Here is a 13,106-nt window from a genome sequence, read left to right on the forward strand (position 1 = left end):
ACTGTCCGATACCCGGACGGGGAAGCGGAACGGGCACTCGATCGTGTGCCCGACGGGACACCTGATCGAGTGCCCGATGGGGCAAACGGCGCGGTTCGTTCTCAGCCGAAGTTTTCGATGACCGCTTCGGCGACGGCCTTCATGGTCGTGCGGCGGTCCATCGCCGTGCGCTGGACCCACCGGAACGCCTCGGGCTCGGACAGGCCCTGCTTGGTCATCAGCAGGCCCTTGGCGCGCTCGACGACCTTGCGGGTCTCCAGCCGGTCGGTGAGGCCGGCGACCTCGTTCTCCAGCGCGGTCAGCTCGGCGAACCGGCTCATGGCCAGCTCGATGGCGGGCACGAGGTCGCGCTTCGCGAACGGCTTGACCAGGTACGCCATCGCGCCGGCGTCGCGGGCGCGCTCGACCAGCTCGCGCTGGCTGAACGCGGTGAGGATGACCACGGGCGCGATGCGCTGGCCGGCGATGGCCGACGCGGCCTCGATGCCGTCCACCTTGGGCATCTTCACGTCCATGATGACCAGGTCGGGGCGCAGCTCGGTGGCCAGCGTGACCGCCTCGTCACCGTCGGCGGCCTGACCGGCCACCTCGTAACCCTCCTCGCGGAGCATCTCGACCAGGTCGAGGCGGATGAGGGCTTCGTCCTCGGCCACGAGCACGCGACGGGGCGCGACCTCGGGCTGGGCCTCGGCAGCCTGTTGGGTCACCGGGGTCCTCCTGACACTCTGCGGCGGTTCGACGCGGTCGCGCCGGGCGAACCCGCAGTCTACCGGCGGTCCGGCCGGCGTCGGCGCGGTCGGGCCGTGATCACGGCCACCGGGCCGCGTTCCGGCGGCCCCGACGGGGCTGTTCGGACCAGCGCGCCGGGTGGTCGCGCTCCCGCGCCGGAGGGGCGCCGGACCTCCCGGCGCCCCCTCGGGGTCACTTCACCGCGTGCGGCGGTTCCCACCACCCGGTGACGCCCTCGGGCCACTCGAACGCGGCCAGCGCGGCCTCGTGGTCCGGGTCCGGGCCCTCGACTTCCCGCAGGTGGAGGTCGTACCAGGCGGCGGAGAGGGTCAGCGCGCCGGTCGTGCCGGGCAGCTCGACGGCGCCGGGCAGCCCGACCACCGGGTGCAGCAGCCGGTCGGCCACCGGGACCACGCCGAGGCTGCGCGGCCACTCCACCCACAGCCGGTCGCCCTGGGACATCGCGCGCAGCCACGGTGCCCGTGTGAACAAGTTGTAACGGCGCAGGACCAGGCTGCCGACGCCGGTCGGGCGAGGGGTCTCCCCCAGGTGGGCGCGTTCCGCGTCGGTGAGCGGGCCGTCGAGGAACTCGCCGGTGAGGTCGCGGCCCTTCATCAGGGTGCGGACGTACCCCATGCCGACCTCCCACGCCCGCTCGTCCACGCCCGCCAGGCGCACGGCCGCGTCCGAGCCGAGCAGGCGCAGCTCGACCGAGCGCGGGTGGCGGGTGACGCGCAGGCCGGGGACGCCCGCCACCCACGAGTCGTCGACCCGGGGCAGCAGCTCGTAGAGCAGCGGGCCGAGGGCGTGCTCGGTGAGGTGCACGCGCGGGTGCGGCAGCGGTTCGACGGCGCGGAACGCATGCGCCGGGCGCAGCATGCTCGCGGGGGGCCGCAGCTGGAGGTGCCCGGCCGCGTCGAGGCCCGCCACGAGCACAACGGCCTCCAGGGCGCGCTGGTCGGCGTCCTCGGCGTCGGGCAGGAACAGGCCGCGCGCGTCGGCCCGGCCGCGCAGCGCGTCGACCACGCGTCCGCGCCGGTCGGGGGGCAGGTCGTGCAGCACGGCCTTGACCGCGGGCACGGCCTGGGTCAGGTTCTCGCCGGTGCACGCCCGGCGCAGGTCCACGAGTTGTTCGGTCAACGACGATCGGGACACGGCAGTCCTCGCTCCCGCCGCCCGGCCCGGCGAACAAGGACGCGGTCGCGCGTCGGTCCGTTGTCTGCTCCGCACTGCTCGGACAGGGGTGCCCCCACCCCGCGGCGGATTCGCCACCCGGTTGCCGGGGGGTGGCTCCAGCCCGACGTCTGCCCGCACACGCCGTTCCCGACGATAGCAGGGGTCCGCGGCGGCGGGCGGGCGCGGACCGGACCCGGGCCACCGCCCGCGACCTCGCCCCGCCGGTGCCGTAAGGTTCGAACATGAGTTCGAACGAACGCGCGTGGCCGCGCGTGGACGCCCACGACGAGCTGCGGCTGCTGACCGGGTTCCTCACCTTCCTGCGGCTCACCGCGGTGGCCAAGGTCGAGGGCCTGGACACCGCCGACGCCTCGGCGACGCCGATCGGCACGTCACCGGTGGTGAGCGCGCTCGGCGTGCTGAAGCACCTCACGGCCGTCGAGCGCTGGTGGTTCTCGATCGAGACCGGTGGGGCGGACCTGCCGTCGCTGTGGGGCGAGGACGCCGACGCGTCGTGGCGGCTGGGCCCCGGCGACTCGGTGGGGTCCGTCGTCGCCGACTACCGGGCGGAGTGGGAGCGCTCGGCGCGGGCGCTGGCGGGGCTGGGCCCCGACGACCGCACGCGCGGCGACCGCGACGGCCGGGGCCGCACGGTCCGCTGGGTGCTCACCCACCTGGTGCAGGAGACCGCCCGGCACGTGGGCCACCTCGACCTGCTGCGCGAGCTGGCGGACGGCGAGAAGGGCGAGTGAGTCCACCGCCCGGCCCTGTCCCGGCGCGGCCCGGACCACCACGCTGGGGGACGTGACGACCCCACCACCGGCGGACCTGCCCGAGCGGGCCTCCGTCGTGGTCGTCGGCGGCGGCCTCACGGGCGTGTGCGCGGCGTTCCACCTCGCCGAGGCGGGCGTGCGGGACGTCGTGCTGGTCGAGCGGCACGCCCTCGGGTCGGGCGCCGCGGCCAAGGCCGGCGGCGGGGTGCGGTTCTCCGCCGAGGCGCACCTCCGGCTGGCGGCGCTCGGCCTGGCGTCGTTCGCCCGGTTCCGCGCCCGGCCCGGCGTGCGGCTCGACCCGCGCCGGGGCGGTCACCTGTTCGTGGTGAGCGAGCGGGAGGGCGTGGCGGCGTTCGAGCGGGGCGTGGCGGTGCGGGCCGCGCTGGGCGTGCCGACCACCCCGCTCGACCCGGACGACGCGGTGGCGCTGTGCCCGCTGCTCGACCCGGACCGGGTGCTCGCCGCCGCCCACTCCCCCGACGACGACCACCGCGCGCCCCGGGCGGTGGTCGTGGCCTACGCCGAGGCGGCCCGCCGGCTGGGCGCGCGGCTGCTCACCGGCGTCACCGCGCTCGACGTCGGGGTGCGCGGCGGCGAGGTCCGGTCCGTCACCACCGACCGCGGCGTCGTCGCGACCGGCGCGGTGGTGTGCGCGGCCGGGGTGTGGTCGCGCGCGGTCGGCGACCTGGCGGGCGTCGACCTGCCGGTGACGCCGCTGCACCGGCAGGTCGTGCTCACCGGGCCGGTGCCGGCGCTGCCCACCGCGCTGCCGTTCACCGTGGACCTCGCCACCACCGCCTACCTCCACCGCGAGGGCCGCGGCGTGCTGGTGGGCGTGGCCGACCCCGACCTGCCCGACCGGCCGGTCCGGGCCGCCGCCCGCCTCGCGCCCGCCCTGCTCGACGTGCCCCCGGCCGGCGGCCGGACCGGGCTGCACGAGGTGACGCCCGACCGCGACGCCCTGCTGGGCGAGGCGCGCGGGGTGGGCCGGTTCCTGTACGCGACCGGTTTCTCCGGCCACGGCCTGCTCCGCGGCCCGGCGGTCGGCGAGGTGCTGCGGGACCTGTACCTGGGCCGCGAGCCGGCGGTCGACGCGTCCTCGTGGGACGCCGCCCGGTTCGCCCGCGCGCCGCGCCCCGCCCCGGATACCGCGTCCGGGTGAAACGCCGGTGGGTGAACGGGCGTGCGCGGGGCGGGACCGCCTGATTTGATCGACCGCCATGCGCCACCTGGTTGCCGTGCTCGCCGCCCTGCTCCTGCTCCCCCTCCTCACCGCCCCCGCGACCGCCCGGCGGGACGTCGACTTCGCCGGCGCGGTGTCCATGAAGGGCTGCTCGGGGTCGGTGGTGCGGCCACCGGGCGATGAGCCGGGCGCGCCGGCGCTGGTGCTCACCAACGGGCACTGCGTGCGCGTGATGGGCGCGGACGAGGTGGTGGTCGACGTGGCGGGCGGGCGCACGTTCACCCTGCTGTCCCGCGACGGCGGGGACACGCTCGGCACGCTGCGCGCCGACCGCCTGCTGTACGCGACGATGCACGGCACCGACGTGGCGCTGTACCGGCTCACCGCGACGAACGCGCAGGTCGAGGCGATGGGCACGCGGGTGCTGGAGCTGGCGCCGACCCGTGCCGCCGTGGGCGCCGACATCCGCGTGGTGTCGGGCTACTGGGGCACGGTCCACTCGTGCCGCGTCGACGGGTACGTGCGCGAGCTGCGCGAGGACCGGTGGGTGTGGCGCGGCTCGGTGCGGTACACGGAGCTGTGCGACACCAAGGGCGGCTCGTCCGGCTCGCCCGTGGTCGAGGCGTCGACCGGGAAGGTGGTGGCGGTGAACAACACCACCAACGAGCGCGGCGAGCGGTGCACGCGCGACAACCCGTGCGAGGTGGACGAGGCGGGCGAGGTGACCGTGCGGCCCGGCGCCCGGTACGGGCAGCCGGTGGACGGCCTGGTGCCGTGCCTGGTCGGGGGCGGCCGGCTCGACCTGACCGCCCCCGGCTGCGGGCTGCCCCGCCCCTAGAACCGCTCGCCGGACAGCGCCGCGACGGCCGCCGCCGGGTCGCCCAGGTGGTAGTGGTCCACGGCGAGGTAGGTCGGCGTCTTGCGCGCGGCGGGTTCGCAGAAGCGGCGGGCCCGGTCGGCGAGCTTGCCGTTGTCGGTGGCCGCGGTGCCGGTCAGCGGCACGTCCCGGAAGTGGTTCATCACGAACAGCGGCCGGAAGCCGGGTTCGGTGCGGGTGAGCGGCGTGCCCCAGCGGCTGTGGCAGGACCAGTCGGAGGTGCCCAGGCCGGGTCCCATCGACCAGTGGTTCTCGACCGTCCACTCCGACTGGTACATCACCCCGAACGCGTCGCGCGGCACGGCGTCGCCCGAGCGGGAGCGGTCGGTGAAGATCAGCAGCCGGTCGTCGCGGGCGCGCAGGGCGTCCAGGGTGGGCCAGCCGGTGGCGCGCACGTTCGACAGGTCCGGGCGGAACAGGACGTCGGCCAGGCCGTCGACCCGGTCCAGCTCGGCGCGCAGCACCTCGGCGGGGACGTAGTCCTCCAGGAAGACGGTGACGAACTCGCGCGGGTTGGCCTCCAGGAAGTCGACGACCCGCTGCAGGGCCACCCACAGCGCAACCGGGCGGCTGACGAACGTACAGCTGTTGTGGCACAGGAGCGCGCCGTCGGGCGTCCGGTGGACGTCGAGCTGGAAGCCGCGCACGCCGTCGGCGAGCTGCCGCGCGATGCCGCGCGCCTGGTTGGGCGCGAGGTCGACGAACGGCGGGGCGAAGCCGCCGTCCACGCCGTTGGCGTAGGCGTTGTGCGCGGTGAGGAAGGTGACCTGGTCCAGGCGGCGCTGCCCCTCGGCGGGCACGGGCGTGCGGACCGGTGACACGGGGGTCAGGTACCAGAGGTCGGCGCCGGTGCCGACGCGCACCTGGTCCGTGCCGCTCGCGACCAGGTGGCGGTCGGTGCCCGGGACGCGGAGCCGGTGCCGGTCGCCGTCGTCGAGCACGTCCCACCGGGCGTCGGGGCTGTCGCAGGGCAGGGTGACGGCCTGGTCGCCGCTCCGCCCCAGGCACCGGTCGCCCTCGCGCAGGGTGCGGCCGGAAAGGGTCCACTGCTGGCGGTCCTCGTCGCCCTTGGGCCTGCGCTGGAGCACGCCGGTGCCCGAGACGCCGGCGTTGAGGCCGGTGGTGGCGCTCTGGAGGTAGTACCGGCCGTCGGCGGGCCCCGCGTGCGCGGTCGGCGTCACCAGGAGGGTGACGAGCGCCGCGGTCAGCGCGGTCCGGACGAGTGCTGTTCTGCCGGCTCGCATCACGATGTCCTCCCGGGTGGTCCGCGGCGGCGGCGTCCACAGACTAAACGCGAAAGAGGTTCATGTGCAGGGGTCCTACCCTGGTGGCATGACCGAACCGTGGGGCGACCCCGAGAAGATCCGCCGCGTCCTCGCGAACGGCGACACGTGGGCCGTCGTCGGCCTGTCCTCCTCGCCGAGCCGCGCCGCCTACGGCGTGGCCCGCTTCCTCCAGCAGCACGGCAAGCGGGTCGTGCCCGTGCACCCCGACGCCGAGACCGTGCACGGCGAGCAGGGCTACGCCTCGCTGGCCGACATCCCGTTCCCGGTGGACGTGGTCGACGTGTTCCGCCGGTCCGAGGCGGCGGGCGCGTTCGCCGACCAGGCCGTCGAGATCGGCGCGAAGGCCGTGTGGTTCCAGCTCGACGTCGTCGACGAGGCCGCCTATGAGCGGGCCACCGCGGCGGGCCTGGACGTGGTCATGGACCGCTGCCCGGCGATCGAGTGGGCCGCGCGCGGTCCGCGCTAGCCTGCCGACCATGCCGGTCGTCGCGCTCAACGGGATCAACCTCAGCTACCGGGTGGACGGCGAGGGCGACCTCGTCGTCCTCGTCATGGGCTCCGGGAGCCCCGGTCGGGTGTGGCAGGCGCACCAGGTGCCCGCGCTGCGCGCCGCCGGGTTCCGGGTCGCCACCTTCGACAACCGGGGCATCCCGCCGACCGACGAGTGCCCGTCGGGGATGCGGGTCGAGGACCTGGTCGGCGACACCGCCGCCCTCGTGGAGCTGCTGGGCGCGCCGGCGCACCTCGTCGGCACCTCCCTGGGCGCGCTCGTGGTCCAGGAGCTGGCGCTGGCCCGGCCGGACCTCGTGTCGCGGGCGGTGCTGCTCGGCACCGCCGGGCGCAACGACCCGCTCCAGCTCGCCCTGTCCCGGGGCGAACGCGCCCTGCACGACCAGGGCGTCGTCCTGCCGCCCGCCTACCACGCGGCGCTGAACGCGGTGCTCAACCTGTCCCCCGCGACGCTGCGCGACCCGGTGGCCGCCCGCGACTGGCTCGACGTCCTGGAGTTCACCGGGCAGGTGGTCGGCAAGGGCGTGCGCGCCCAGATGCAGCTCGACGAGTACGACGACCGCCTCGACGCCTACCGGGGCATCACCGCGCCGTGCCTCGTGGTGGGGTTCGCCGACGACCGCCGGCTGCCGCCGCACCTCGCGCGCGAGGTGGCCGACGCGATCCCCGGCGCGCGGTACGAGGAGGTGGCCGACGCCGGCCACTACGGGTACCTGGAGCAGCCGGACGCGGTGAACCGGCTGCTGGTCGACTTCCTCAGGGGTGACCCTTCGTGACCCCCTGACCACGGGAACTCGCCTACCACCGCGTCGCGAACGCCGTTACCGTCGTTCGCGACATGGACACCCGAGGGCTCGCGCGCGCATCCCGCCTGGTCGCCCTGATCGGCGCGGGGAGCGTCACCTGCCTCGTGCTCGTGCCCATCGCCGTGAACACCGCCACCGGCGGCTCCGCGCCCCGCGTGCTCGGGTCGTGGGCGGCCTGGCTGTGGCCCGCGCTGGCCGTGCTCACCGCGACCACCGCGTGCCTGGCGGCGTGGGACCCGCTGCGCGCCCGGCTGCTGGAGCGGCGGCCCGCGCACCCCGCGAACCGGGCGGCGGCGCTGGACGCGGTGGAGCGGTTCGTGCGCGAGCGCCTGGACACCTCGCTGGCCGAGCAGGTCCGGCTGAAGCTCGGCGTCGTGCCGCGCGTCGGGCCGCGCCTGCCCGTGCGGCTGCGCGCGCCGCTGGTCGTGGTCGGCGAACCGGGCGCGGGCAAGACGACGCTGCTGCTGGAGCTGGCGGCCACGCTGGTGGTGCGGGCGCGCGACGACCCCGGCCGCCCGGTGCCGGTGGTGGTCGAGCTGGGCGCGTGGCGGCAGGACGACGACTTCGGCGAGTGGCTGCTGCGCGAACTGGCGGCGCGGTACCGGATCGGCGTGCGGCTCGGCCGGACGTGGCTGCGCGACCACAACCTCGCCCTGCTGCTCGACGGCCTCGACGACCTGGCCGGACCGGAGCGGAGCGCGTGCCTGGACCGGATCGCCGCCCTGCGCGCGCCGCAGCTCGTGCTGTGCGCCTCGGCAGGGGTCGCGGGCCTGCCCGGCCACGACGTGGCGCGCGTCGCCCCCCTGCGGCGGGCGGACGTGACCGACCTGATCACCGCGTGCGGCCCGCGCCTCGACGGCCTCCAGGAGGCGCTGACCAAGGACCCGGACCTGTGGGACGACCTGCGCACGCCGCTCGCGTTCGGCCTGCTGGCCCTGGCCTACCGGGCGGGGCGCGCCGAGTACCGGGGCGTGGTCGAGACCTACCTGGTCGAGTCGGCGGCGCGGGGCGGGGCGCGGCCGGAGCGCGTGGTCCGGGCGCTGCGCTTCCTGGCCCGGATCGCGCGGCGGCGCGGCGACCTGGCGGTGAGCCCCACCCTGCCGCCGCGCCGGGTGTGGTTGGACTTCGTGGGGGCCGAGCCGGTGTGGCGGCTCTTCCGGCGGGCGGCGCCGGGTGCGCTGGCGGGGGCGGCGGTGGCGCTGTGCTTCGCGGTCGGGGTCGGGTTCGGCCTGACGGCGGCGGCGTTCGCGGCGGTGGCGACCCTGCTGGTGCCGCGCAGTTCGTTCCCGGTGGAGGTGGGCGGGACCGAGGGCGGGACCGACCTCGGCAGGGCTGACGGCGGCGGGACCGAGGGCGGCGGGACTGACGGCGGGACCGAACTCGGGGCGGCTGATCCCGCGCCGGTCGTTCCCGCGCCGGCGGACGACCGGGCGGTTGTCCACAGGCCGGACACAGACGGCCCGGGTTCGTCGGACCTCTCGGGCAGAATGGAATCAGGGGACCCCCTGGCGGGGACTCCTGCGCAGCATGACGACCATCGGGCCGGCGTCCGGTGGCGCGGTATCCGCCGACTCGGTGTCCGCCGGTACGGCGTCGGGTGGCGCGGTATCCGCCGACTCGGTGTCCGCCGGTACGGCGTCGGGTGGCGCGGCGTCAGGTGGGCGGTGACCGGTTTCGCGGCCGGTGCCGTGCTCACCGGCGGCGTCGCGGTGCTCGGCGGGTGGGTCGGCTCCCTCGTCGCGCGGTGGCCCGCGGCGATCGGGTTCGGGCTCGTCGTCGTGGTCTCGCTGCTGGTCGCCTACTGGAGCACGCACGACCGGTACTGGGCGGTGGCGTGCGCGGTCGTGCCGGCCGGGGTCATGGTGCTGACCGGTCCGCACGCCGTGCTGGGCGGGCTCGGCACCGGGGTCGCCGCGGGCGCGGTGGTCGGGGTGTTCGTGGGCGGGCTCGGCGGGGTGTGGTCGGGGGTGGGCGCCCGGCCCACCGGGGGTGTGCGCTGGTTACCGGTGGCGGGTCTGGTCGGCGCGGGGCTCGCCGCGCTCACCGGTGCCGCCGTGCAGCCCGCCGCTCTCGCGCCGGCCACCGGGCTGCTGCTCGGGCTGGCCGTCACGCCCCTCGCGAACCGCCCCTGGCACGTGGTCGCCGAACTGCTCGCCCGCCCGCTCGCGCTCGACGAGTTCCCGGTGCGCCGGGGGGCTCTCATCCAGGTCGCCCGCGACCGCGTGCTGCTGGTCGACGAGCACCGCTTCCCGCACGAACTGGTCCGCGACCACCTCGCCGCGTGCGACCCGGTCGAGCTGGCCGCGACCGTGCGGCGCAGGCGGAGCGGGCTCACGAGCGGCCCCAGCGGGTCCGCCCCCACGGCTTGAACACCGACAGCGCCGTCGCGACCAGGTAGAGCACCAACGACACGCACGCCGCCGACAACGCACCCGCCCCCGCCGTGCCCGGGTCGCCGTCGGCGGCGTCGTGCAGGGTCCCGCGCAGGCCGAACGTCGTCGCGGTCACCGCCACGGCGGTCAGCACGAACTTCACCAGCACCCACCGGTGCCGCACCAGGCCCCACCTCGTGCCGAACGACAGCAGCAGGCCGGTCGCCAGCGCGGTCAGCGCAAGCGGCAGCACGACGACGTCCCCCAGCAGCGCCATGGCCCGGTAGAGCTGCGGCGCGTCGAACGCGGCCAGCGCCAGCGCCAGCAACCCCACCGTGACGCCGAGCCACCCGACGGACGAGACGACGTGCAGCAGCAGCCACGCCTTGCGCGGGGCGGGTTTCATCCTCCACGGGTCCATGCCCGACAGCGTGTCCGGTGCGGCCCCGTCACCGCGTCCGCCCGGGGGCGGCTCGCGTCCCTACGTCGGCCGACGCAGGTCCCAGTGGGCGGGCGGGCGCAGGCCGTCCGGAAGCTTCGTCGTCCCGTCGCCGCGGGCCGCGTCGACCTGGGCCTGGGTGAGGAAGAACGCGCCGGTCAGGTCGGCGCCACCGAGGTCCGCGCCGCGCAGGTCGGCGCCGATGAAGTCGACCAGCCGCAGGTCCGCGCCCCGCAGGTCCGCGCCGATGAGGTACGCGCCGCGCAGCGTGGAGGCCCTCATCTTCGCGCCGCGCAGGTCCTTGCCGACCAGGTCCGCGCCCCGCCGGTTCTTCCCGCGCCCGCGTCCGCGCACGAGTTCGCTGGCCCGCAGCAGCAGGTCGTTCGCGCGGGCCCAGTGCGGGCCGACGTCGAGCGCCAGCAGCTCCTCCGGGGTGCCGCCGGCCAGGCCGTCCACGGTCGCGCGGAGGTCGGCCAGGTCGGCGTGCAGCGCGCGGGCGGGGGCGAGGCGCAGCGCGTCGGTCAGGTACCAGAGCAGCTCGTGCAGCTGCCGCACCACCGGGAACACGTCGAACACGCGCCGCGCCGTCGACGGGTCGTCGCGCCAGGTCGCGCCGCCGAACGTCAGCTGCGTGACGCGCTGGCCCGCGCCGAAGCAGTCGTACACCGTGCAGCCGGCGAAGCCGCGCGGACGCAGCTCGGCGTGGATGCCGCACCGGGAGTCGCCGCCCAGGTTGGGGCACGGGGTGCGCGCCGGCTTGTCGATCGCGAAGTCGTGGGACTTCCCGAACGCCGGGATCACGCAGCACAGGCCGGTGCAGCGGGAGCAGTCGGCGCGCAGGTCGGTGAACGGGAGCTCGGTCACGCGCTCAGCTCGTCCAGGATCTGCTGCCCGTACTTGGCCAGCTTGTTCTCACCCACCCCGTTGACGGTGCCCAGCTCGGCCAGGCTCGTCGGGCCGGAGGACGCGATCTGCCGCAGCGTCGCGTCGTGGAAGATCACGTAGGCGGGGACGCCCTGCTCCTTGGCCGTCGCGGCGCGCCACGCCCGCAGCTTCTCGAACACCGGGGTGGCCTCGGCCGTCAGCTCGACCTGCGGTGCGGCGGTCTTCGCGGTGCTCTTGGCCGTGCGGACCTTGGCGGCGCGCTCGGGTTCGCGGCGCATCAGCACCTTACGGCCGTTGAACAGCACCTCGTCGCTGGCGGGGGTGGTGACGAGCGTGGAGTACTCGCCCTCGACCGCGAGGAGGCCCTGCGCGAGGAGCTGGCGGACGACGCCGCGCCAGCCGCTCTCGTTCAGCTCGGTGCCGATGCCGAAGACCTTGAGCTGGTCGTGGTCGTGCTGGATGACCTTCGCGGTCTTGCGGCCGAGCAGGATGTCGATCGCCTGGCCCGCGCCGAACTTCTGCCGCCGCTCGTTGCGCAGCCGCACGACCGTGGACAGGACCTTCTGCGCGGGCACGGTGCCGTCCCACGTCTCCGGCGGGTTCAGGCACGTGTCGCAGTTGCCGCACGGCGTGCCCGGCTGGCCGAAGTACTCCAGCAGCTGCACGCGGCGGCACTCGACCGTCTCGCACAGCGCGAGCATCGCGTCGAGGTGCGCCATGAGCTTGCGCCGGTGCTGCTGGTCGCCCTCGGAGTCGTCGATCATCTTGCGCTGCTGCACGACGTCCTGGAGGCCGTAGGCGAGCCAGGCGGTGGACGGCAGCCCGTCGCGGCCCGCGCGGCCGGTCTCCTGATAGTAGCCCTCGACGGACTTCGGCAGGTCGAGGTGGGCGACGAACCGGACGTCGGGCTTGTCGATGCCCATGCCGAACGCGATGGTGGCGACCATGACCAGGCCGTCCTCGCGCAGGAACCGGGACTGGTTCTTCGCGCGCACGCCCGACTCCAGGCCCGCGTGGTAGGGCAGGGCGGCGACGCCGTTCTGCACCAGGAACTCCGCGGTCTTCTCGACGGAGTTGCGCGACAGGCAGTAGACGATGCCCGCGTCGCCCGCGTGCTCGGTGCGGATCAGCTCCAGCAGCTGCTTCTTCGGCTCGTTCTTGGGCACGATCCGGTACTGGATGTTGGGCCGGTCGAAGCTGGCCACGAAGTGCTTGGCGCCACCGAGGTCCAGCCGTTCGGCGATCTCGGCGTGGGTGGTCTTCGTGGCGGTCGCGGTGAGCGCGATGCGCGGCACGTCGGGCCACCGCTCGTGCAGGTGCGACAGGGCCAGGTACTCGGGCCGGAAGTCGTGGCCCCACTGCGACACGCAGTGCGCCTCGTCGATCGCGAACAGCGACACCTTGCCGCGCTCCAGCAACCGCGACGTCTGCTCCGTCCGCAGCCGCTCGGGGGCGAGGTAGAGCAGGTCCAGCTCACCGCGCAGGAACTCCGCCTCGACCAGCGCGCGTTCGTCGGGGAACTGCGTGGAGTTGAGGAACCCGGCCCGCACGCCCAGGTCGCGCAACGCGTCGACCTGGTCCTGCATCAGCGCGATGAGCGGCGAGATGACGACGCCGGTCCCCTCGCGCACGATGGAGGGAATCTGGTAGCACAAGGACTTCCCACCACCGGTGGGCATGAGCACCAGCGCGTCGCCGCCCCCGATGACGTGGTCGACGATCTCCTGCTGGTCCCCGCGGAAGGTCTCGTACCCGAAGATCCTCCGCAGCACCTCTTGCGAAGCCATCGCGCGATCCTAACCGACCCCTCCGACGGTCCTGTGCCCACGGCTCCGGAGCGGTTCAGCCCTCTATCGCGGCGCACGCCGCCCTCACCAGCTGATCAGGGCCGCCGGCCCGACGCTGCTCCATGAGGGGCGCGGCGAGAGCAAGCATGACCGCTGCCCTGGACCCAAAGACGTCCAAGAGCCTGATGCTGGAGGTCGCGGCCCCGGTTCAAGAAGGAGTGCGTCGAGGTGGTGCGAAGCGAGGACAGGGCCTCGGTTCGGGAAACAACTCGTCGTGACCTGC

12 protein-coding genes are annotated in these 13,106 nt (G+C 75.2%); 6 read left to right on the plus strand and 6 right to left on the minus strand.

All coding sequences use genetic code 11. From position 1 onward, the window contains the following. Nucleotides 1-101: 101 nt before the first annotated feature. Together ACRAKJ_RS33770 and ACRAKJ_RS33775 are read right to left on the minus strand one after the other, a co-directional pair. Entirely contained in the window at nt 102-707 is a 606-nt protein-coding gene (locus ACRAKJ_RS33770; RefSeq protein WP_316034042.1) for an ANTAR domain-containing response regulator, read from the minus strand. Between the two features lie 214 nt (nt 708-921). Then, nucleotides 922-1,884: a hypothetical protein gene (locus ACRAKJ_RS33775; protein ID WP_438919167.1), complete on the minus strand. Its 963-nt coding sequence runs from the start codon at nt 1,882-1,884 to the stop codon at nt 922-924. Between the two features lie 263 nt (nt 1,885-2,147). On the opposite strand from ACRAKJ_RS33775, the gene ACRAKJ_RS33780 reads away from it, so the two are divergent. From ACRAKJ_RS33780 to ACRAKJ_RS33790, 3 genes are read left to right on the plus strand one after another with little or no spacing between them, the layout of a single operon-like run. Then, entirely contained in the window at nt 2,148-2,657 is a 510-nt protein-coding gene (locus ACRAKJ_RS33780; protein WP_438919166.1) for a DinB family protein, read from the plus strand. Nucleotides 2,658-2,709: 52 nt separating this feature from the next. Further along, nucleotides 2,710-3,840, plus strand: coding sequence for an FAD-dependent oxidoreductase (locus tag ACRAKJ_RS33785; protein WP_438919165.1), 1,131 nt, complete (start codon nt 2,710-2,712; stop codon nt 3,838-3,840). Nucleotides 3,841-3,898: 58 nt separating this feature from the next. Next, nucleotides 3,899-4,699, plus strand: coding sequence for a trypsin-like peptidase domain-containing protein (locus ACRAKJ_RS33790; protein WP_438919164.1), 801 nt, complete (start codon nt 3,899-3,901; stop codon nt 4,697-4,699). Here ACRAKJ_RS33790 and ACRAKJ_RS33795 read toward each other — a convergent pair. Then, nucleotides 4,696-5,982, minus strand: a complete 1,287-nt coding sequence (locus tag ACRAKJ_RS33795) for a PI-PLC domain-containing protein (protein ID WP_438919163.1) — start codon at nt 5,980-5,982, stop codon at nt 4,696-4,698. The two genes, ACRAKJ_RS33790 and ACRAKJ_RS33795, sit on opposite strands and share 4 nt — an antisense overlap. Before the next feature lie 88 nt (nt 5,983-6,070). Here ACRAKJ_RS33795 and ACRAKJ_RS33800 point away from each other — a divergent pair, with 88 nt between their 5' ends. The 3 genes from ACRAKJ_RS33800 (at nt 6,071) to ACRAKJ_RS33810 (ending at nt 9,709) form a co-directional block, all read left to right on the plus strand. After that, complete coding sequence (locus tag ACRAKJ_RS33800; protein WP_438919162.1) at nt 6,071-6,490, plus strand: CoA-binding protein; 420 nt, start codon at nt 6,071-6,073, stop codon at nt 6,488-6,490. 10 nt (nt 6,491-6,500) lie between these two features. Further along, on the plus strand, nt 6,501-7,310 hold the full coding sequence (locus ACRAKJ_RS33805; RefSeq protein WP_438919161.1) for an alpha/beta fold hydrolase: 810 nt from the start codon (nt 6,501-6,503) through the stop codon (nt 7,308-7,310). A 62-nt stretch (nt 7,311-7,372) separates the two neighbouring features. After that, the gene (locus ACRAKJ_RS33810; RefSeq protein WP_438919160.1) at nt 7,373-9,709 is read left to right on the plus strand and encodes a hypothetical protein; all 2,337 of its coding nucleotides are present in this window, start codon (nt 7,373-7,375) and stop codon (nt 9,707-9,709) included. On the opposite strand, the gene ACRAKJ_RS33815 is transcribed toward ACRAKJ_RS33810, so the two are convergent. From ACRAKJ_RS33815 to recQ, 3 genes are read right to left on the minus strand one after another with little or no spacing between them, the layout of a single operon-like run. Continuing rightward, nucleotides 9,672-10,133: a hypothetical protein gene (locus tag ACRAKJ_RS33815; RefSeq protein ID WP_438919159.1), complete on the minus strand. Its 462-nt coding sequence runs from the start codon at nt 10,131-10,133 to the stop codon at nt 9,672-9,674. The two genes, ACRAKJ_RS33810 and ACRAKJ_RS33815, sit on opposite strands and share 38 nt — an antisense overlap. A gap of 60 nt (nt 10,134-10,193) precedes the next feature. Next, nucleotides 10,194-11,015: a pentapeptide repeat-containing protein gene (locus ACRAKJ_RS33820; RefSeq protein WP_438919158.1), complete on the minus strand. Its 822-nt coding sequence runs from the start codon at nt 11,013-11,015 to the stop codon at nt 10,194-10,196. Next, nucleotides 11,012-12,823, minus strand: a complete 1,812-nt coding sequence (gene recQ / locus ACRAKJ_RS33825; protein ID WP_438919157.1) for a DNA helicase RecQ — start codon at nt 12,821-12,823, stop codon at nt 11,012-11,014. The genes ACRAKJ_RS33820 and recQ overlap by 4 nt, the downstream gene beginning before the upstream one ends. Nucleotides 12,824-13,106: the final 283 nt, after the last annotated feature.

The sequence above is a fragment of the Saccharothrix sp. DSM 118769 genome (genome assembly GCF_052936295.1).

What these genes read in the sequence shown, in the direction of transcription:
- ACRAKJ_RS33790 (WP_438919164.1), top strand. Translation starts at nt 3,899, where the DNA reads ATGCGCCACCTGGTTGCCGTGCTCGCCGCCCTGCTCCTGCTCCCCCTC.
- ACRAKJ_RS33780 (WP_438919166.1), top strand. Translation starts at nt 2,148, where the DNA reads ATGAGTTCGAACGAACGCGCGTGGCCGCGCGTGGACGCCCACGACGAG.
- ACRAKJ_RS33805 (WP_438919161.1), top strand. Translation starts at nt 6,501, where the DNA reads ATGCCGGTCGTCGCGCTCAACGGGATCAACCTCAGCTACCGGGTGGAC.
- recQ (WP_438919157.1), bottom strand. Translation starts at nt 12,823, where the DNA reads ATGGCTTCGCAAGAGGTGCTGCGGAGGATCTTCGGGTACGAGACCTTC.
- ACRAKJ_RS33815 (WP_438919159.1), bottom strand. Translation starts at nt 10,133, where the DNA reads ATGGACCCGTGGAGGATGAAACCCGCCCCGCGCAAGGCGTGGCTGCTG.
- ACRAKJ_RS33810 (WP_438919160.1), top strand. Translation starts at nt 7,373, where the DNA reads ATGGACACCCGAGGGCTCGCGCGCGCATCCCGCCTGGTCGCCCTGATC.
- ACRAKJ_RS33800 (WP_438919162.1), top strand. Translation starts at nt 6,071, where the DNA reads ATGACCGAACCGTGGGGCGACCCCGAGAAGATCCGCCGCGTCCTCGCG.
- ACRAKJ_RS33795 (WP_438919163.1), bottom strand. Translation starts at nt 5,982, where the DNA reads ATGCGAGCCGGCAGAACAGCACTCGTCCGGACCGCGCTGACCGCGGCG.